At 33.0% G+C, this 18,909-nt stretch carries 19 protein-coding genes and 1 tRNA gene; 10 read left to right on the top strand and 10 right to left on the bottom strand.

Annotation, left to right across the window (positions count from 1 at the left end; translation table 11 throughout):
- Window positions 1-17: 17 nt before the first annotated feature.
- From EKL96_RS02300 to EKL96_RS02285, 4 genes are all read right to left on the bottom strand, one after another.
- Complete coding sequence (locus EKL96_RS02300) at window positions 18-1,001, bottom strand: hypothetical protein (RefSeq protein ID WP_126457764.1); 984 nt, start codon at window positions 999-1,001, stop codon at window positions 18-20.
- Window positions 1,002-1,008: 7 nt separating this feature from the next.
- Window positions 1,009-2,688, bottom strand: a complete 1,680-nt coding sequence (locus EKL96_RS02295; RefSeq protein ID WP_126457763.1) for a DUF6909 family protein — start codon at window positions 2,686-2,688, stop codon at window positions 1,009-1,011.
- 36 nt (window positions 2,689-2,724) lie between these two features.
- Window positions 2,725-4,224, bottom strand: coding sequence for a GH3 auxin-responsive promoter family protein (locus EKL96_RS02290; protein ID WP_126457762.1), 1,500 nt, complete (start codon window positions 4,222-4,224; stop codon window positions 2,725-2,727).
- A 67-nt stretch (window positions 4,225-4,291) separates the two neighbouring features.
- Window positions 4,292-4,813 (bottom strand): peptidase, encoded by a 522-nt coding sequence (locus EKL96_RS02285; protein WP_126454942.1) that lies wholly within the window; start codon window positions 4,811-4,813, stop codon window positions 4,292-4,294.
- A 214-nt stretch (window positions 4,814-5,027) separates the two neighbouring features.
- Here EKL96_RS02285 and tatA point away from each other — a divergent pair, with 214 nt between their 5' ends.
- Window positions 5,028-5,201 carry a twin-arginine translocase TatA/TatE family subunit gene (gene tatA / locus EKL96_RS02280; protein WP_126454940.1) on the top strand — a complete coding sequence of 58 codons (174 nt, stop codon included), beginning with the start codon at window positions 5,028-5,030 and terminating at the stop codon, window positions 5,199-5,201.
- A gap of 40 nt (window positions 5,202-5,241) precedes the next feature.
- Here the strand turns inward: tatA and EKL96_RS02275 are convergent, their stop codons facing one another.
- Window positions 5,242-7,365, bottom strand: coding sequence for a Tex family protein (locus EKL96_RS02275; RefSeq protein WP_126457761.1), 2,124 nt, complete (start codon window positions 7,363-7,365; stop codon window positions 5,242-5,244).
- Window positions 7,366-7,429: 64 nt separating this feature from the next.
- On the opposite strand from EKL96_RS02275, the gene EKL96_RS02270 reads away from it, so the two are divergent.
- Window positions 7,430-7,708 carry a DUF1294 domain-containing protein gene (locus EKL96_RS02270; RefSeq protein ID WP_126454936.1) on the top strand — a complete coding sequence of 93 codons (279 nt, stop codon included), beginning with the start codon at window positions 7,430-7,432 and terminating at the stop codon, window positions 7,706-7,708.
- Here EKL96_RS02270 and rpiB read toward each other — a convergent pair.
- Window positions 7,705-8,133, bottom strand: coding sequence for a ribose 5-phosphate isomerase B (rpiB, locus tag EKL96_RS02265; protein ID WP_126454933.1), 429 nt, complete (start codon window positions 8,131-8,133; stop codon window positions 7,705-7,707). The genes EKL96_RS02270 and rpiB overlap by 4 nt on opposite strands.
- Window positions 8,134-8,851: 718 nt before the next feature.
- The gene (locus tag EKL96_RS02260) at window positions 8,852-9,085 is read right to left on the bottom strand and encodes a DUF2007 domain-containing protein (RefSeq protein ID WP_126454931.1); all 234 of its coding nucleotides are present in this window, start codon (window positions 9,083-9,085) and stop codon (window positions 8,852-8,854) included.
- A gap of 108 nt (window positions 9,086-9,193) precedes the next feature.
- Between EKL96_RS02260 and rnr the strand changes: the two genes are divergently transcribed.
- Genes rnr through EKL96_RS02245 form a run of 3 tightly spaced genes read left to right on the top strand, consistent with a single transcriptional unit; the run spans window position 9,194 to window position 12,851 of the window.
- Window positions 9,194-11,383, top strand: a complete 2,190-nt coding sequence (gene rnr, locus EKL96_RS02255; RefSeq protein ID WP_126457760.1) for a ribonuclease R — start codon at window positions 9,194-9,196, stop codon at window positions 11,381-11,383.
- A 5-nt stretch (window positions 11,384-11,388) separates the two neighbouring features.
- Window positions 11,389-12,132, top strand: a complete 744-nt coding sequence (locus EKL96_RS02250; RefSeq protein WP_126457759.1) for a head GIN domain-containing protein — start codon at window positions 11,389-11,391, stop codon at window positions 12,130-12,132.
- Window positions 12,133-12,173: 41 nt separating this feature from the next.
- The gene (locus tag EKL96_RS02245; protein ID WP_126452318.1) at window positions 12,174-12,851 is read left to right on the top strand and encodes a LysE family translocator; all 678 of its coding nucleotides are present in this window, start codon (window positions 12,174-12,176) and stop codon (window positions 12,849-12,851) included.
- Window positions 12,852-13,261: 410 nt separating this feature from the next.
- On the opposite strand, the gene EKL96_RS02240 is transcribed toward EKL96_RS02245, so the two are convergent.
- Both EKL96_RS02240 and folB read right to left on the bottom strand, forming a co-directional pair.
- Window positions 13,262-13,332, bottom strand: a tRNA-Cys gene (locus EKL96_RS02240).
- Window positions 13,333-13,414: 82 nt separating this feature from the next.
- Window positions 13,415-13,774, bottom strand: a complete 360-nt coding sequence (folB, locus tag EKL96_RS02235; protein ID WP_126457758.1) for a dihydroneopterin aldolase — start codon at window positions 13,772-13,774, stop codon at window positions 13,415-13,417.
- Between the two features lie 125 nt (window positions 13,775-13,899).
- On the opposite strand from folB, the gene EKL96_RS02230 reads away from it, so the two are divergent.
- From EKL96_RS02230 to EKL96_RS02215, 4 genes are all read left to right on the top strand, one after another.
- Entirely contained in the window at window positions 13,900-16,002 is a 2,103-nt protein-coding gene (locus tag EKL96_RS02230; protein WP_126457757.1) for a glutamine--tRNA ligase/YqeY domain fusion protein, read from the top strand.
- A gap of 305 nt (window positions 16,003-16,307) precedes the next feature.
- Window positions 16,308-16,637 carry a YtxH domain-containing protein gene (locus EKL96_RS02225; RefSeq protein WP_126457756.1) on the top strand — a complete coding sequence of 110 codons (330 nt, stop codon included), beginning with the start codon at window positions 16,308-16,310 and terminating at the stop codon, window positions 16,635-16,637.
- Between the two features lie 39 nt (window positions 16,638-16,676).
- The gene (locus EKL96_RS02220) at window positions 16,677-17,027 is read left to right on the top strand and encodes a competence protein (protein WP_126452310.1); all 351 of its coding nucleotides are present in this window, start codon (window positions 16,677-16,679) and stop codon (window positions 17,025-17,027) included.
- Window positions 17,028-17,030: 3 nt separating this feature from the next.
- The gene (locus tag EKL96_RS02215) at window positions 17,031-17,282 is read left to right on the top strand and encodes a DUF6327 family protein (protein WP_126457755.1); all 252 of its coding nucleotides are present in this window, start codon (window positions 17,031-17,033) and stop codon (window positions 17,280-17,282) included.
- 31 nt (window positions 17,283-17,313) lie between these two features.
- On the opposite strand, the gene EKL96_RS02210 is transcribed toward EKL96_RS02215, so the two are convergent.
- On the bottom strand, window positions 17,314-18,300 hold the full coding sequence (locus EKL96_RS02210) for an SPFH domain-containing protein (protein ID WP_126457754.1): 987 nt from the start codon (window positions 18,298-18,300) through the stop codon (window positions 17,314-17,316).
- A gap of 280 nt (window positions 18,301-18,580) precedes the next feature.
- On the opposite strand from EKL96_RS02210, the gene EKL96_RS14385 reads away from it, so the two are divergent.
- Complete coding sequence (locus EKL96_RS14385) at window positions 18,581-18,760, top strand: hypothetical protein (RefSeq protein ID WP_231507448.1); 180 nt, start codon at window positions 18,581-18,583, stop codon at window positions 18,758-18,760.
- Window positions 18,761-18,909 lie beyond the last annotated feature (149 nt).

The raw sequence follows: 18,909 nt of genomic DNA, 5'->3' as shown, positions 1-18,909 counted from the left end.
AAAGAAAAATATTTTTTTTAAGAAGCAATTACTTTTGATTTTGCTAATTGCTTTTGATAAAATCGAATGAACAAATGAATAAAAACAAATAATAATACTAGCAATACTGGCAATACAAACTTCATAACGCCATTTACTGATTTTGAAGTATCACTATTCAATGTGAATGTTACCTCTCTAATCGTTTTTTGAAAATTGATTAATTTTAATCGGTTTAGTCCTTGAATGTATAACAATTCCTGTTTGGTTTTAATAATATCATTCAGTTGTGTATTTTCATTATAATACATGAGCTTATCATTTTTTAATGCACTTTTTACATTGGCCGTAAACCCATTAAGAACTCCATTTATTTGTTGAATAATCGTGTCATTTTGAGTAATATCCTGTTTTAAATTTGCCAATCCTACCTTTTGTATGGCGGTAAAATATTCAGATTGATTTAGATAATTCAATAATGGTGTAATCAATTTTTTCTCACTAGTAGTTCCATTGGTAACAACCGCAATCGTATGGTACGTATAATTTTTACTAGTAATATTATCTTCAAGTACTTTTTTTACCTCTCCAACTTCTGCCATTAACTTAATCAACTCAAAGTTTCGCTCTTTATCTTCAATGAATTTATAAACATCAGCTATGGGTTTAATTTCAATTTTTATTAGATCTTCAGGTTGGGACAATCCTATTTCATTTTGTAAAAAAACGATATCGCCAGCATTAATTTTAGATTGAATCAAATTGATTTTTGCATACAAATAATCCACACTCCCAAAATTAGGAATTACAGTAATTTCAGTAGTATACAATTTATTATTCTTATCCAAAAACAATCCCAAACCAAAACCGATGATTAGTAATACTAAAACAACCTTCCGTTGATTTAAAAAAAACTGAATACAATAGAACAACAGGGTATTCAACCTTCCGAACCCTTTTTTTAGCTTACTGGTAATTTGAAATACATCAATTTCTGAATCGCTATGCGCGTTTAAATTCATGAGCTAATTATTTTACGTTGAAAATTTGTTCTAATATTTTAATGGTAATCAAGTAAGTTGGTTTTACACCAGTGGTTCCTAGTCCGCCTGAAGCTAATGTACTTCCCGTTTCCAGCGGGTTATCTGATGCATAATACGCATATCTGACCTTCACATCATGTGGAACACTCTTTCTAATTTTTGAAGCTGATTGAATGGCTTTCTGGTAATAAGAACCTTCCATTTCCAACCCAATAATTCCCCAGGTCGACTCATGGAAAAACTTCAATAAATCCCTGTTCTGCAATGAAGTTCCTAAAACAGTAACCATGGGTCCGGCAAAAACAGCAATATCATTGCCTTCAAACATCTCAGCCGACAATTCATTATGGAAAAAATAATTATCTGCCGTTCCTTCATTAATGTGTGCATTCGGAATCATAATGTCCCCTTTTCCACCTTCCAGAATCCCAGCTTTCCCCATGATAGAAACCGATTCCACATTCAATAAAGTGTCTTTTTTAAACGGTTTCAGCAACTCATCAATCGTTTCATACGCCTGTTCCCCAAAAGCATAATCCATAACAATCAGTACTGGTTTTTTATCTCCTGTACTCGCTTTAGGAAAAGATGTTTTTGCCCAATCAATTTTGGCCGTATCAAAAATCTGAATATCGATATTCGTTCCTGAGGTATCCGGCAACGAAATCATTCCAAATTTCAAGGCTACTTCTTCCACTTGGTTTCGCACAGCATCTGCTCCGGATTTACTCAATTCCTCGTAAATAAAGAAATCTGATTTGTCTTTGAACTTAGTTTTCAACACTTCGGTGGCAAAAATAGAATTCATCACACTGTGCATGTTCGCACTAATCACGTGAATAGGGCGGTCTAAAAGTTCGTTTTCTTCTAGCACTTCTTTAATTTTGGTAGCCCAAATTTCTCCGTGAATATGGTGTCCCAATCGTTCTCTTAAAATAGGACTAAAGGTGATTGTTCTCTTATTATCGTCTACAATTTCTTCAATGGCGAGTTTTCCCAACCAAAAGATAACATGCAAGAAACGATCTGGCGCAGCAGCTGAACCAAATGCGTCATAAATATCCAATACTTCCTCAAATGTTCTTCCCAGAATATTAGCGGCATGCGAAATGGCTTTCTCTTTTTCTACAAGAGTCAGTTTCTTCTTTTGGGAAACTGCTTGTTCCAGTTTGAACCAGTCGCGGGAAACTTCACCGGCGTCATCCAGTAAAACCCTGTTTCTAATTTTGTGTGATTCTATGAAAATAAACGTCAAATGCGTCAGAATATCATAAATATCTGAGCGTCCACGAGTAATCTCCACGTTCATTTGTTCCTCGTCGATACGGTAACAATTACGTCGCCTTTTTGGCGGTACAATTGCCTGAAAATGCGATTTAGAATACCCTTCATCCGAAGTTAAATTGATAAATCTGCATTCTTCTATTCCTACTGGCAGACGTTCAATTACATATAAAAGTCCGTTCAATTCTACTTTTTCTTCGGCAATATTTCCATAAATTTCTGGTCGTAATGCTAATAATGCTTCGCGCAATGTATCGCCTGAAATTCCCATCGGTTTGTAAAATCCCCTGTTAAAAAGGTGGCGCATCGTGATGTACATTTTTTCAATTGCTGCCGAAGACTCTTGTGCTCTGGAGCGTGATATATTTTTTGTTTCTTTCATTTTCTACTTATTTTCTAACCTTCAAAGGTAAGATATTTATTTACTTCTTAATAAATCCACTATACTTCTGTCATTGGAAAGCCTCGGGATTTTATTTTGACCGCCCAGTTTGCCTATCGATTTCATATACTCCTGAAAACCATTTTTAGCCACTTTGGTGACAACCACTTTTCGCAACACTTTGCCCACAATCAAATCATCATAATACATGTTTTGTTTTCGCATGGCATTGTCCAGCGCTTCCGCAAAAGATACGCTGTCTTCCGGTTCGTTTTCAAATTCAATACACCACTCATGATACGGCAATCCGTCTGCGGGAGTGATTTGTGGTGCCACCGTAAATTCATTGATTCGAATAGTGGTTCCAAGAATTGCTTCCTGCAGCGCACTTTCTACCTCTTTGCCAATTACATGCTCGCCAAAAGCCGAAATATAGTGTTTGATTCTTCCGGATACTATAATTCTGTAGGGTTTTAAACTGGTAAATTGAACGGTATCGCCTAAATCATATCCCCAAAGTCCTGCATTAGTAGAAATGATTAAAACGTAATTCACGCCCAGTTCCACTTCACCAATCGTAAAACGTCTTGGTCCCGAACCTTCGGGATTCGTATAAAATTCGTCCGATTTAATAAATTCATAAAAAATTCCCGAGTTTAAAAGCAGTAACATTCCTTTTTCTTTTTGTGAATCTTGGTACGCAAAAAATCCTTCCGAAGCCGGAAACAGCTCAATACTGTCTACTTTTCGACCTATCAAATTTTCAAATTTGGCGCGGTACGGTTCATAATTTACACCGCCGTAAATAAACAAATTGAAGTTTTTGAAGATTTCCCCAACAGGCTTCCCTGCTTTTTGATGCAATTTCTCAAAATACATTTGCACCCAGGAAGGAATTCCAGAAATCACAGCCATGTTCTCGTTGATTGTTTCCTCGACAATTGCATTCACTTTAGTATCCCAGTCTTCAATGCAATTGGTTTCCCAAGAGGGCATTCGGTTTTTTTGTAAATATTTTGGAACAAAATGCGCTACAATTCCAGATAAACGACCAAATTTTATTCCATTATTCACCTCCAGAAGTGGGCTTCCCTGCAAGAAAATCATTTTTCCATCTACAAAATCAGCGTTACCGGTTTCATGAATATAATGCAAAATAGCGTTTCTGGCTGCTGTAATGTGAAACGGCATGGATTCTTTTGTCAAAGGAATGTACTTAGCCCCAGATGTTGTTCCGGAAGTCTTGGCAAAATAAAGTGGTTTTCCTTTCCAGAGCACATCAACTGACCCCTTGACCACCTTATCAATATAAGGTTTTAACCCTTCATAATCTCGAACAGGAACCTGATTTGTAAAATCATCGTAATTTTTAATTTGGTCAAAATGATGGTCTACGCCAAATTGGGTTTTATTTGCGTCTTTTATTAATTGTAAAAAAACTTTTTTTTGAGTTTCAATAGGATCAGTAGACCAAGCTTGTGTGGTATTGTAAATTTTTTTTGCAAATAATTTTGCTGCAATTGATTTTAGTGACATTTCTTCCTTCTGATTTTAATTGTTTGAGCCGCTGGGCGCACTCCATTTTATTGTAATAAAAACTATTTTACTTTATTGGAGGTTGACTCTTACCTTTGTTTGAGGATCGCAGGGAATTTACATTTTTCTCTTCCTGCGCAACCTGTTGCCTCAATTCTAATTCTTGTTTTGATGCAGACATATCAACCTGTGAAGGCGCTTCCTCTGCCTCCGCGAGTATTGAATCTTTATTGAATTTTGCATATTCTAATTCTCCGGTCAGCACTTTTTGAATCGATTGGATATAGGCTTCGTTTTGTTTTAATGCGCGTGACAAAGAATCCGATTTTAAAGACAATTCCATTGCATCCTTTTTCAATTTTGAAGAAGAATAGCCCGGTATAAATTCTCGTAAAGGAGTGAATGCAATGATAAAGGTGGTGACAAATGTAATGATTATAGCGCCCAAAGTTGCTACCACAAAAACGTTCATTAGGGTAAGTTTCAATGAAAAAGTTTCTTCAAAAGTATCTTCGTTTAGTATGATTAAACGTCTTTTATTAAATAAATTTTCCTTTAATTTCTGTCTTTTTAATCCTTTGTCGGGCATCTTTTTTGATTATTTAACAAATATAACAATTATTGTCGTTGATTGTATTCGCTTTTCTAGGATCATATTTCTTAATCTTGCATTCGTTTTTAATAAATTTTTAACGTTTTTAAAATTAAAATAAATGAATTTAAATGAGTTTCTATTAATTAATTCTCTATACCTTTGCTGATAGGTTTATTACAAACTTGCTTCGGCAAAAAATTATCGTATTATGAGTAGTATAGGTGTTACAGAAATCCTTATTATATTGGCGGTTGTTTTATTACTTTTTGGAGGTAAAAAAATCCCAGAATTGATGAAAGGCTTAGGAAGCGGAATCAAAGAATTCAAAAACGCAGCCAAAGAAGATCCGTCAGCTGATAAAAAAGTAGACGAAACAAAATAAAAAAAGGCTTTTCATAATTTGAAAAGCCTTTTTTTATAATTTAAATGACCATCGTCAACTGAATTCTCTTTCTTTCCTCATCTACTTCGGTCACTTTGACTTGAACATGTTGGTGCAATTTAACCACTTCATTTACATCACTAACAAAACCGGCTTTGAGTTGCGAGATGTGAACCAACCCGCTTTCTTTGACTCCAATATCCACAAAACAACCAAAATTAGTAATGTTATTGACAATTCCCGGCAAAATCATTCCTGTTTTTATATCTTTTATCATTTTTACATTCGGATCAAATTCAAATACTTTAGCTGATTGTCTGGGGTCTAATCCTGGTTTCTCTAATTCCTTGATAATGTCTTTCAATCCCAATAAACCTATTTCTGGTGTACTATAGTTTTCTGGTTTTATCAAAGCTATTTTCTCTTTGTTGGCAATCAAATCATGCACCGTCAATTTCAAATCTTTAGCCATTTTTTCTACAATTCCATAGGCTTCCGGATGAACCGCTGAATTATCCAATGGGTTTTTTGCATTCGAAATTCGGATAAAAGCAACGCCTTGTTGGTAGGCTTTTTCACCCAAACGCGGCACTTTTTTAAGTTGTTTTCTATCTGTAAAAGGACCATTATCCGAGCGGTATTGTATTATATTTTCAGCCAGCTTCTCTCCTATTCCACTCACGTAACTCAATAAATGCTTGCTCGCAGTGTTTATGTTTATCCCAACTGAATTCACGCAACGAACCACTGTATTATCCAATTCTTCTTTCAACTTGTTTTGGTCCACATCATGTTGGTATTGGCCTACGCCAATGGCTTTCGGGTCAATTTTTACTAATTCGGCCAATGGATCACTTAATCGTCTACCTATAGAAACCGAACCTCGAACCGTGACATCATAATTCGGAAATTCATCTCTAGCAATTTTTGAGGCAGAATACACCGATGCTCCCGCTTCTGAAACGATAAAAACCTGGACCGGTTTGTCGAAAGCTATTTTCTTGATGAAGAATTCGGTTTCACGCGAAGCCGTTCCGTTTCCTATTGAAATAGCATCAATTTTATACGAATTTACCATCGAACGAATTTTTTTCATCGCCATCGCTTCCTCTTTTTGAGGCGCATGCGGATAAATAGTTTCATTGTATAACAAATCTCCTTTTTCGTCCAAGCAAACAATTTTACATCCGCTTCTAAAACCGGGATCAATCGCCAGAATTCGTTTTTCACCCAACGGCGGCGCCAGTAATAACTGTCCAAGATTGTTCGCAAAAACCTGAATAGAATTGGCATCAGCCTTCACTTTAGCTTCTTGCAAAGTTTCATTTGAAATCGCCGGATTCAGCAATCGTTTGTAACTATCTTCGATAGCTAATTGAACGTGCGGTGTGCTTTTATTTTCACTTTTTAAAACTAACGCATCAATAATAACATACGCTTCATCAATATCAACTTCTACTTTAACCTTAATAAAACCTTCATTTTCGGCACGGAGCATGGCTAATAATCTGTGTGAAGGTGCTTTAGTCAACGGCTCAGACCAATCGAAATATTGATTAAATTTTTGTGCTTTTTCATCTTCTTTCTTTGTTTTTACCACTTTAGTCGTAATAATGGCTTTGCGTTCGTACAATCGTCGGAGTTGCTTTCGAACATAACTATTTTCATTAATCCATTCAGCAATAATATCTCTGGCGCCTTGTAGAGCTGCTGCTTCATTGCTTACTTTTTCGTTCAAATATTTTGTCGAAATAAAATCGACATCATCATTATTTTGCGCCATAATGATTTTGGCTAGTGGTTCCAATCCATTTTCTCTAGCCACATCGGCTTTGGTTTTTTTCTTCTTTTTGAATGGGAGATAAAAATCCTCCAATTCCTGTAAATCGAAACTTTGTTGTATTTTTTTTTCTAATTCTGGACTGAGCGCATTTTGTTCCTGAATCGATTTTAAAATCGCTTCTTTACGTTTTACAATCACTTCGTATTCTTTTTGAAGCTTTGCAATTTGTTCTATTTGTACCTCATCCAGATTTCCTGTTGTATCTTTTCGATAGCGAGAAATGAAAGGAATAGTACAATCTTCTTGTAATAATTGTACTGTTTTTTGAATGTTTATTGCTGCAGTCGCAACGACTTTTGATATGAATTGTATGTTGGTCATTTTAAATTTAAGATTATAAAATCATGTTACTAAAATAGTATCTTTGAGTCAAAATTTCTTATTTATGTCTTTTTTATTCTGGTATTTTGCACTCATTAATTTGGTTGCTTTTTCAATAATAGCAGTTGACAAACAGCTAGCTGTAAATCAAAAAAGACGCATTTCAGAACTTAATTTGTTACTGCCAAGCGTTATTGGCGGAACAATTGGTTCCGGGTTAGCAATGCTTCTATTTAGACATAAAACCTCAAAAGAAAGCTTCCTTTTGAGGTTTTACGGAATTATAGTAATTCAAATTTTAATCCTTTTTGGACTGTATAATTTTGGAATAATTAAATTCTAGCAAGAAATTTTATCTACTCTATTTTGGTGTCTTCCACCTTCAAATTCAGTACTTAAAAATGCTTCAACCATTTCTACTGCTTGTGGAATTGAAGTGTACCGAGCGGGAATACTAATAATATTAGCATCATTATGTTGACGAGCTAAAACTGCTATTTCTTTCATCCAACATAAAGCCGCACGAACTTTAGATTGTTTATTGACTGTCATAGAAATTCCGTTGCCACTCCCGCAAATAACAATTCCAAAATCAGCTTTTCCCTCTGCAACATCTGTAGCAACAGGATGACCAAAATCTGGATAATCTACACTTGCTGCTGAATCTGTTCCGTAATTAGTTACTTCATGTCCTTTTGCTTGAAGCATTTCCACAATTGCTTTTTTGTATTCCGGACCTGCATGATCGTTTCCTATGGAGATTTTCATATACTATGTATTAAATAATGTTGTGCAAATTTAAATAAAGTAATCTATTCTGATGAATTAAATAAGTCCTATTTATTTGATAAATTCAATTTAAATATACCTTTAAAATTGAATTTAATATTTTATTTTGTAACTATCAGATCCTTATTTAATTAACAGTTATTAACAATTCCTTTTAATCCATAAATAGTTGTAAATCAATATAAATTTTGTATTATAAATGTTAAAATTTTACATTGTTAATAACGAAATACAATTGCTTGATATTCAGTTAACTTTAAATTAACGTACTATGTTCATAACTTAAGATAGAATCTTAGAACTATTTTTGGGTAATATCTAAAAAATAAGTAATCCAAAACCTAGTTTTTAAATCCTAATTTAGTTTCGTTAATTTTTAGAATAGTTATTAATATTAAAAAGTGGGTTATCAACAAAATAGTGTTGTGTGAGTTATTTACAAAACCACTAGTTTTTATATTATCAACCATTGTTAATTAAAATATAAAAAGACTTTAAAATTAATACTTTATCTTAAAATAAGTATGTTAATAACTCTTAATAACATCTTTAAACTTGATTTCAACCATTTTTAAAATAAATTTATTGCCACTATTAACATGCTATAATAACAACCAAAAAATAATTTAAATTTAATTTTTCTTTTTATTTAAAATAATAGATGTTGACAACTTTCAAAAAAAGTACTGTTTTAGATTTAAACAATAGTCAGTTTTGTATTCAGGTTATCTAATAATTCCTGAACCTTTTCAAAATCATTAATATGAACTTTAAGTTTAATTCCACCATAAGCAAAACTGCCAAACGGATCGATGGAAACCAACGTTTCATTTTCGAAAAAATAGTTGATTTTTTCCTGTTCTAATAAATGCTTTAGTACCACAATTTCATGTGAATAATTAAAGGTTCTAATTATTTTGAAATCTTCCATTTTTTCAATTTTTATAAAGATACGAAAGTTATTTTTTTAATAAATATAATCCGTAAAATCTGTAATATGATATCTTCTTTGTAATTTTAGACTTTTAAGAACCGATTTATGAGTAAAAGACTAAGAAAGCCGATAAAAAAAGAGAAAGATTTCTCTGAAAAAATAATAAAAATATTATCGCAAAGTGCTAATAAAGCATTCAATTATAAACAGATAGGAGCAAAACTTGAGCTTGATGATACCGAAAGCAGAAATCAAATTATAAAAGATTTGAAGATTCTGGCTTCGCAAAACAAATTCATAGAATCAGAGCCGGGTAAATACTTAGTAAAAGCCGAAAGTAAGGAGTATTACGAGGGTAAAATTGATATGACAAGCCGTAAAACAGCTTATTTTGTTTGTGCTGAAATGGAAGAAGATGTTTTTATCCCGACCAATAACTTGAACCACGCCTTAGATAAAGACATTGTCAAAGTGTATGTATACAACCGCAGAAAAGGAAAAAGACCCGAAGGTGAAGTAATTGAAGTACTTGAAAGAAATAAAACAGATTTTGTGGGTGTAATTGACATTCAAGCTAATTTTGCTTTTGTTTCTACTGCAAATCCAAAAATGTATACCGATATTTTTATTCCAAAGGATAAAATAGGCGAGGCCGAACAAGGTGATGTCGTTTTGGTACACATTGAAGATTGGCCGGCCAGAGCTGATAGTCCTTTTGGTTCCGTAATAAAAGTTTTAGGAAAACCAGGGGAACACGATACAGAAATTCATGCCATTCTTGCAGAATATGGTTTACCGTCAGAATTTCCTATTGAAGTAGAAATGTTTGCACAAAAAATTGATACTTCAATAGAAGAAAATGAAATTGCTAAACGTCGCGATATGCGAGATACGTTGACTTTTACGATTGATCCAAAAGATGCGAAGGATTTTGATGATGCACTTTCATTTAAAAAACTAGAAAATGGTAATTACGAAATTGGTATTCACATTGCTGATGTTTCGTATTATTTACAAGAAGGAACAATCCTGGATGATGAAGCGTATCAAAGAGCAACATCAGTTTATTTAGTAGATAGAGTAGTGCCAATGTTACCCGAAGTATTATCAAACTTTGCGTGTTCGTTGCGACCAAATGAAGAAAAATATACGTTTTCGGCTATATTTGAAATTAACGAAACATCCGAGGTTATCAACCAATGGTTTGGTCGAACGGTAATTTACTCTGATCAACGTTTTGCGTATGAAGAAGCGCAGTATATCATAGAGACCAAAGACGATGTGATTCCATCAGAAATTTCGATCACGGCAAGTTCGTATCAAGTTTCGAAAGAAATTGTCGCTGCGACGCTAAAAATGGATGAATTAGCTAAAATTCTTAGAAAAAGAAGAATGGCTGAAGGAGCTATTACTTTTGATAAAGTGGAAGTGAAATTTAATTTAGACGAAGCCGGTGAACCGCAAGGCGTTTATTTTAAAGTTTCGAAAGATGCCAATCATCTGATTGAAGAATTCATGCTTTTAGCCAACAGAAAAGTAGCGGAATACATTGGAAAACAAAAGAAAACGTTTATTTACAGAATTCACGATGAACCCAATGAGGATAAACTTTTTGCAATGCAAGCTGTTATTGCTAAGTTTGGACATAAAATTGATTTTAAGCAAGGTTCTATTTCACAAGCTTTAAATAAATTAATGGAAGATGTAAATGGTAAAAAAGAACAAAATTTAATTGATACCCTTGCGATTAGAAGTATGAGTAAAGCCAAATATTCAACGGATAACATAGGACATTATGGTTTAGCTTTTGATTATTATTCGCATTTTACATCACCAATTCGTCGTTATCCGGATGTGATGGTGCATCGTTTGTTGCAACATTATCTGGACGGAGGTAAATCAGTAGATGAAGAAACGTATGAAACAAAATGCGTTCATTCGTCCACAATGGAAGGTTTAGCAACTAATGCCGAACGTGATTCTATTAAGTACATGCAGGTCAAATACATGCAAGATCATCAGGACGAGGAATTTTTGGGTGTAATTTCCGGTGTGACAGAATGGGGAATTTATGTAGAAATTATCGAAAATAAATGTGAAGGAATGTGTAGAATCAGGGATATAAAAGACGATTATTACACCTTTGATGAAAAACAATACGCACTTACTGGTGCAACTTCTGGAAAATTATTACAATTAGGAGATGAAATTTACGTTAAAGTAAAAAATGCTGATTTAGTTAAAAAACAACTGGATTTTAATTTTTTAAGAAGAATTGGAGAACCATTAAAATAAAAAAAATGAAATCAAAGATTCACGACACGAGTGCTAACGAACTGGCGAAGCAATACCAAAAAATAAATATTAGAAATAGGAGTAAAAAATTAGTGATTATTGCTTTTATATTTTTAAGTCAAATAACAAATGCTCAGATAACCAGAAATTTAGGAGATTTTGATGAAGTAAAAGTATTTGATAAAATCAGTGTTAAATTAATTGCAGCCTCAGAAAACAAAATTATTATAACTGGTGCTCGTGCAGATGAAGTGGAAACGGTGAATAAAAACGGTGAATTAAAAATCAGAATGCCTTTCCCTAAATTATTATCTGGAGATGATATTAAAGTTAAGTTATATTTTAAAACCTTGCAAAGTATTGCTGTAAGCGAGGGAAGTTATGTATCAAGTGACTCTGATTTTAAACAAACAGTATTAGATTTGAATGCAAAATCTGGAGGCGAAATAAAGTTAGAAATTGATGTTGATAAAGTAGAGGTGAAGGCGAATGCAGGAGGAATAGTTTCAGTATCCGGTAGAGCCAAAAATCAAGATGTTGTAATTACCTCGGGCGGAATTCTTAATGCTAAGGATTTAGAGACTTCTCAAACAACCATAAGTGTTGCTGCAGGAGGACAATCAGAAATTCATGCCACAATATTAGTGGATGCAAAAGTAAAAGCTGGAGGCTCAATTTTTATCTATGGAAAACCAAAACAGATTAACCAAAATATTTTTATTGGTGGTACTATCTTAGAGAAAAATTAGTATTTTAGTTTATTTTTCATACCAATAAATTTAGATATTTAATGATAAACGATATTCTAGCTGGTATTCCTTGGGGAATTTTCTTAAGTTTTATGATTGGCCCTGTTTTTTTTATTTTACTGGAAACAAGTATTATAAAAGGATTTAGAGCGGCTTTAATATTTGATTTAGGCGTAATTTTAGGAGATATTGTTTTCATCGGAATTGCTTATTTAGGCAGTTACCGGTTAATTCAAAGTTTAAAAGACCAACCAGCACTTTTTATTTTTGGAGGTGTGTTGATGCTCGCTTATGGTGTAATTTCTTTCCTGCAATTAAAAAAAGAAGAGAAAATAAATACAGACATTATCGATAAGGAAATAGTTAAAAAAAATTATTTAAGCCTTTTTATAAAAGGTTTTTTGTTAAATATTATCAATATAGGTGTACTTGGTTTTTGGTTGGCTATTATTATTTCAGTAGGACCAAAACTAGAAATGCAAACATTTAGAATGGTCACTTTTTTTATTGCAGTTATTGGAACCTATTTATTTATAGATTGTATCAAAATTGGATTAGCTAAACAATTAAAAACAAAACTTACCCCTAATAACATCCTTAAAATTAAAAAAGGAATCAGTATTGTAATGATGGTTTTTGGGATGGTTTTGATCACCCAAGGTTGGTTTCCGGAAGAAAAAGAATTGGTAAAAAAAGCATTTGATAAAATAGATAATTAAAGTCTATTACGTTTTTTTAAACCATTAAGAAATTAAGAAAAATTAAGTCTTAAGTCTTAATAAAATGTAGTTTCTTAATGGTAAAAATTTGAGTCAAAAAAAACTAAAGTGTTTTAAAGGTTTTATATTTTATCCGGATTCGAACCCTAATTTTCCTAAAAATTAGACATAAAAAAAACCTCCAAATTGCTTTGAAGGTTTTAGAGGCATCTCTCGAAGCTTGAGGACGGATTCGAACCTATATTTATTTAATTTTTCCTAAAAATTAGACATAAAAAAACCTCCAAATTGCTTTGAAGGTTTTAGAGGCATTTCTCGAAGCTTCAGGACGGATTCGAACCCTATATTTATTTAATTTTTCCTAAAAATTAGACATAAAAAAAACCTCCAAATTGCTTTGAAGGTTTTAGAGGCATCGTCCGGATTCGAACCGGAGTAGGAGCTTTTGCAGAGCCCAGCCTAGCCACTCGGCCACGACGCCCTGTTGAATGGACGGCAAAAGTACTCAAAAAGTTTAAAGTTTAAAAGTTTAAAGTTTAAAAGTTTTAAAAAATATTTTTAATTTAGCTTCTATATTCTTCCAATTCAATACTAACTGCTTCAACATCACCACCAATAGGGGGGTTTAGTTTAGAAACCGCCACAATAATTCTGGAAATTTCCGGAATTTCTTCAAAGATTCGCGTTAAGATTCGGTGTGCCACATGTTCTAATAAGTCTGAACGAATCGCCATTTCTTCTACAACGATATGATTTAAGAGCACATAATCCACCGTGTCTTTCAAATCATCTGTGACACTGGATTTTCTCAAATCAGTCTTAACTTCTAAATTTACAATATAGTCTGACCCAATTTTTCCTTCCTCGATCAAGCAACCGTGGTAGGAGTAGGTGCGGATATTTTTAAGTTTTATAATTCCCATTATTTTATTTTTGTGTGTAAAGCGTATAATGTAAAGAGGAATCGCTAATTTTTCAAAGGTTTCTATGGAAACTTTAAACCTTTAACCTCAAACTTTTTTTATCTTTGCTAAAATAAAACAAAAAAATGTCAACTGAAGAAAAATCGCTCCATTTTATAGAACAAATCATTGAAGACAGTTTATCTAACGGTTTTCCTAAAGATAAATTACGTTTTCGTTTTCCGCCGGAGCCTAATGGCTATTTACATATTGGTCATGCTAAATCAATTTGCTTGAATTTTGGTTTAGGATTAAAGTACAATGCACCGGTTAACTTGCGTTTTGATGATACCAATCCTGCTAAAGAAGAGCAGGAATATGTAGACGCCATCAAAGAAGATTTAAAATGGTTGGGATTTAACTGGACCGAGGAATTGTATTCTTCTGATTATTTTCAGCAATTGTATGACTGGGCAATTTTGATGATTAAAAAGGGAAAAGCATATATAGACAGCCAATCCTCGGAAAAGATGGCATTGCAAAAAGGAACGCCAACACAAGCAGGTGTAGATGGGCCTTTCAGAAACCGTACTATAGAAGAAAATCTCATTTTATTTGAAGGAATGAAAAATGGAGATTTTCCGGAAGGAAGTCATGTTTTACGTGCGAAAATTGATATGGCATCTACTAATATGTTGATGCGTGATCCATTGATGTATCGTATTTTACACCGTCACCATCACAGGACAGGCAATCAATGGAATATTTATCCAATGTATGATTATGCACACGGAGAAAGCGATTATATCGAGCAAATTTCGCATTCTATTTGTACGCTTGAATTTGTAATGCACCGAGAACTATACAACTGGTTTTTAGCCCAAATTTATGATGACTCAAAAGTACGACCACAACAATATGAATTTGCCCGTTTGAACTTGAACTACACGGTAATGAGCAAACGAAAACTGTTGCAATTAGTACAGGAAAATATTGTAAACGGTTGGGATGATCCTAGAATGCCAACAATTTCAGGATTGCGAAGAAGAGGATATACCGCAGCTTCTATTCGTAAGTTTTGTGATAGTATTGGTGTTGCCAAAAGAGAAAATATAATTGATTTTTCACTTTTGGAATTTTGCCTGCGTGAAGATTTGAATAAAACGGCTCCAAGAGTTATGGCGGTTTTAGATCCTATAAAATTAGTCATCACAAATTATCCGGATGACAAAGAAGAATGGCTTGAAGCCGAAAACAATCAGGAAGATGAAAGTGCAGGATTTAGGAAAGTTCCTTTTTCAAGAGAATTATTTATTGAAAAAGAAGACTTTCTAGAAGAGGCTCCTGCCAAATTTTTCCGATTGAGTTTAGGCAGAGAAGTACGTCTTAAAAACGCCTATATTATTAAAGGAGAGCGTGTTGTAAAAGATGCTGCGGGTAATATTACTGAAATTCATGTAACGTATGATGAAGACAGCAGGAGCGGGAGCGGGAGCGAAGCCAGTCAACGAAAAGTGGCCGGAACCCTGCATTGGGTTTCTATACAACACGCTCTAGAGACGGAAGTTCGGCTCTACGATCGCTTGTTTATCGATGAAGCGCCAGACAGTCACAAAGAGAAAAATTTCTTGGAATTTATGAATCCTGGTTCGTTACAAATTGTAAAAGGATTTGTAGAACCAAGTTTGGCAACGGTACAATCCGGAGATAAATTCCAGTTTCAACGATTGGGTTACTTCAATGTGGATAAAGATTCAACTGAAGGCAAAATTGTCTTCAATAAAACCGTTGGATTAAAAGATGCTTGGGAAGAAAAGGGCAAAAAAGAAGAAAATTTATTGATGAACACGCAAAAAGAAATCAATAAATATGTAAAAGAAAAGGATGAAAACAATGCCAATTTGATTTTAAACAACATTGTGACTAATATAAAAAGTATAGATAATTACAGTTTAATTATTCAGACTATTGTCAAAAATATTAAGAATGATAATAACTCGTTATTGTTTTCTAATTTGATTTTACTGCATTCTGATAAGGTTAATATAAAAGATATTGACGAAGAGTCTTTAACAAAATTATATTCGATGTCATTGAAAAGCCAATTGGCAGCGGTTCGAATTTTAGTTATCGAAAACTTACAAAAGGACGGCGGTAATTTTAGTCTTTTTCAATCACAACTTTCAGAAATGAAAAATAATGAAAAAAACGATAAAGTGCTACAGGTATTAAATGATCTTACATTTTAAGAACATATTGCTAAAATAGATTTTACCAATCAAAAATCCTCTTTTTAGAGGATTTTTGATTGGTATAGTAATTTTTTATAGAAATACTTTTTTTAATATTTTTATCTAATCGGAAACAACATCCATATATTGATTTTAAACGTCTTTTATAGCATAAACAACATCTTTTATAGAATTTAAAAAAACACACAAGAGCTTGCTTTTATTTGCTTTTGGTCTTGTATAATTACACTTTAACGAGTTGTTAACGGGTTGTTGTTTATAAATATGTATCTTTATAAAACGAACGTATAAAAGTAAGAATCATGTCGAATAATACAGGAAATACAGTATTGGCTCTTTTAACAGGTGTAGCTATAGGTGCAGGAGTAGGAATTTTATTCGCTCCGGATAAAGGCTCTAGAACTAGAGAAAAATTTAAAGATGGTTTTGAGGATGCTAAAAATGAATTAAAAAACAGATTTGATAGTGTATCTTTAGAATTGAAAGATAAGTTTTCGCTTGCTAAATACGATCTGGAAGGAACTTATGAGGAGCTAGTGTCTAATATGAGTCACAAGACGGATGATGTCATTTCTTTCTTAGAAGAAAAATTGGCGGAATTAAAATCTCAAAACGCCAAACTTCAAAAGTAATTTTGATTTAATTTAGTATTAAAATCTAAAAATAAGTACATGGCTTTTGAAGAACTAAAAGAAAACACAGAAAACATTCAAGAACAGGCTAAAGAATATTTGGAAGCTACCGCTGCTTATTATAAATTAAGAGGCTTTAAGCTTGCAATGAAATCAACGACAATGATCATAAAAATGTCTTTGATTTTACTTTGCTTTAGTATGGTTTTATTGTTTTGTTCTGTTGCGGCAGCATTTGCTATTGGAATAGCTTTAGATAGTTATGCCTATGGGTTTTTAATAGTTGGTGGAATTTATCTTGTACTGACAATGCTTTTATTTACTATTAAAGATAGAATTATTGAAGGACCCATTTTAGAGAAATTTTCAGAAATCTTTTTTAACGACTAATTTATGGAAACCAAAAAATATTCATCCTATGCTCAAATTGAAAGAGAACTGGAAATTTTAAGGATTGAAAAAGAAATCAGTTATCAAAAATTAGCGTATGGTTTTCAAAAAACAAAAGAGAGTTTAACCCCCTCAAATATTGTGAGTGGTGTCATAGGATCATCCTTAAATGCATTTTCAGGTTCGTACGGATCGCTATTGACCATTGCATTACCATTTGTGATTAAGTGGATAAAAAAAATAAAAAGAGGCTGATGAGCCTCTTTTTTTATGATTTGAATTTAAATTATTCTTCCGTTTCCGGAGCTTCTGGTTTTTCAGGTAATTGATAATCCGTTTTATTTTCTTTTTTAGGATTTGGTTTTCTATTACCTTTTTTCATCATTTCACCCACTTGATTGGAAGCGCTGAAAGAGGCAATCATGTTATTCAGCATGTCACTTCCTGCTTGAGGTGAATTGGGTAATAAAATTAAATTAGAATTAGAATCTGCTCCAATCGCTTGTAGCGTATCATAATGTTGTGTAACCACTATCAATGCTGAAGCTTCTTGGGAGTTGATACCAACTCTGTTCAAAACATCTACACTCTCTACTAAACCTTTAGCAATTTCTCTTCTTTGGTTCGCAATACCTTGTCCTTGTAATCGTTTACTTTCTGCTTCGGCTTCGGCTTTAGCTACAATTCTAATTCTGGAGGCTTCGGCTTCAAATCCTGCAACAGTTTTTTCTCTATCAGCTGCATTAATTCTGTTCATCGCATTTTTCACTTGAATATCCGGATCGATATCTGTTACCAATGTATTGATAATCGTATAACCATACGTAGTCATGGCTTCATTTAATTCTCTTTTTACAGCAATGGCGATATCGTCTTTTCTTTCAAAAACATCATCCAGTTTTAGCTTTGGAACTTCGGCACGAACCACATCAAACACATAAGATGTTATTTGATCGTGTGGATATTCCAGTTTATAAAAAGCATCATAAACGGTTTCTTTGATAACCATAAATTGAACCGAAACTTTTAGTTTCACAAAAACATTGTCTTTGGTTTTTGTTTCAATTATAACGTCTAATTGCTGTATTTTAAGATTAACGCGACCGGCAATTCGGTCTATTAAAGGAATTTTTAGATGTAAACCTGATTGTCTAATGTTTAAAAACCTTCCAAATCGTTCTACTACTGCAGCTGTTTGCTGTTTGACCGTAAAAAAAGAGGAAAGTAAAATAAAAAATCCAACTACTAAGAGTACTATTAATGGAATGTTCATAATGTTTTTTTTAGTTAAATAAATATCCGACAATTTACAAAAAATCTTTAGGTTTGTTCTTGTAAATTTTAAATAATATGAGAAAGATTTTGTTTGCTTTAGCTTGTGTTTTTATTTCAATAAGCACTTTTACGCAATACAAATACCGGGATTCCAATAGAGTAGGTATTATTTTTGGAGAGAATCAATTTACCTTTAACACAAATAATTTTAAACTAAATAAGGACTGGGTTGGAATGCAGAATTTTCTATTCGAGGAAATTTTTATAATAATTGGGATATGGTGTATGTAATTCAGTTTAGCGAAAATAATTTTTCTGTAGCAACAAACAGTTTGTCTTCAGTTAATGAAGATGTAAATTATAAATTAGCATCAGCTCAAGTGTCTTTACAAATGTGTTACAGGCTTATTGAAAATCATTTGAGTATTGAGTTTGGACCCGTGTTACACGGTAAATAGAAAATTAAATACAAATAACACGGAGAAAAACAATGTTATTTGCGGAATAACTTTATTAGCTAAAGATATTAGGGAAATTTCAAATTTTAATTGTTATCCAACTGTTAGAATCACTTTTGGCGTTCGTCATTTTAGAGCTAATGTTTCCT

This window comes from Flavobacterium sp. LS1R10, assembly GCF_003968825.1.
GTDB lineage: Bacteria > Bacteroidota > Bacteroidia > Flavobacteriales > Flavobacteriaceae > Flavobacterium.
The sequence above is the reverse complement of the archived record's forward strand: the minus strand, read 5'-3'. Positions and strand labels throughout refer to the sequence as shown.

What these genes read in the sequence shown, in the direction of transcription:
- EKL96_RS02210 (WP_126457754.1), bottom strand. Translation starts at nt 18,300, where the DNA reads ATGAACATTCCATTAATAGTACTCTTAGTAGTTGGATTTTTTATTTTA.
- EKL96_RS02295 (WP_126457763.1), bottom strand. Translation starts at nt 2,688, where the DNA reads ATGAAAGAAACAAAAAATATATCACGCTCCAGAGCACAAGAGTCTTCG.
- folB (WP_126457758.1), bottom strand. Translation starts at nt 13,774, where the DNA reads ATGGGAATTATAAAACTTAAAAATATCCGCACCTACTCCTACCACGGT.
- EKL96_RS14385 (WP_231507448.1), top strand. Translation starts at nt 18,581, where the DNA reads ATGGTGTATGTAATTCAGTTTAGCGAAAATAATTTTTCTGTAGCAACA.
- EKL96_RS02250 (WP_126457759.1), top strand. Translation starts at nt 11,389, where the DNA reads ATGAAATCAAAGATTCACGACACGAGTGCTAACGAACTGGCGAAGCAA.
- EKL96_RS02275 (WP_126457761.1), bottom strand. Translation starts at nt 7,365, where the DNA reads ATGACCAACATACAATTCATATCAAAAGTCGTTGCGACTGCAGCAATA.
- rpiB (WP_126454933.1), bottom strand. Translation starts at nt 8,133, where the DNA reads ATGAAAATCTCCATAGGAAACGATCATGCAGGTCCGGAATACAAAAAA.
- EKL96_RS02270 (WP_126454936.1), top strand. Translation starts at nt 7,430, where the DNA reads ATGTCTTTTTTATTCTGGTATTTTGCACTCATTAATTTGGTTGCTTTT.
- EKL96_RS02245 (WP_126452318.1), top strand. Translation starts at nt 12,174, where the DNA reads ATGATAAACGATATTCTAGCTGGTATTCCTTGGGGAATTTTCTTAAGT.
- tatA (WP_126454940.1), top strand. Translation starts at nt 5,028, where the DNA reads ATGAGTAGTATAGGTGTTACAGAAATCCTTATTATATTGGCGGTTGTT.
- EKL96_RS02285 (WP_126454942.1), bottom strand. Translation starts at nt 4,813, where the DNA reads ATGCCCGACAAAGGATTAAAAAGACAGAAATTAAAGGAAAATTTATTT.
- EKL96_RS02260 (WP_126454931.1), bottom strand. Translation starts at nt 9,085, where the DNA reads ATGGAAGATTTCAAAATAATTAGAACCTTTAATTATTCACATGAAATT.
- EKL96_RS02230 (WP_126457757.1), top strand. Translation starts at nt 13,900, where the DNA reads ATGTCAACTGAAGAAAAATCGCTCCATTTTATAGAACAAATCATTGAA.
- EKL96_RS02225 (WP_126457756.1), top strand. Translation starts at nt 16,308, where the DNA reads ATGTCGAATAATACAGGAAATACAGTATTGGCTCTTTTAACAGGTGTA.
- EKL96_RS02220 (WP_126452310.1), top strand. Translation starts at nt 16,677, where the DNA reads ATGGCTTTTGAAGAACTAAAAGAAAACACAGAAAACATTCAAGAACAG.
- EKL96_RS02300 (WP_126457764.1), bottom strand. Translation starts at nt 1,001, where the DNA reads ATGAATTTAAACGCGCATAGCGATTCAGAAATTGATGTATTTCAAATT.
- rnr (WP_126457760.1), top strand. Translation starts at nt 9,194, where the DNA reads ATGAGTAAAAGACTAAGAAAGCCGATAAAAAAAGAGAAAGATTTCTCT.
- EKL96_RS02215 (WP_126457755.1), top strand. Translation starts at nt 17,031, where the DNA reads ATGGAAACCAAAAAATATTCATCCTATGCTCAAATTGAAAGAGAACTG.
- EKL96_RS02290 (WP_126457762.1), bottom strand. Translation starts at nt 4,224, where the DNA reads ATGTCACTAAAATCAATTGCAGCAAAATTATTTGCAAAAAAAATTTAC.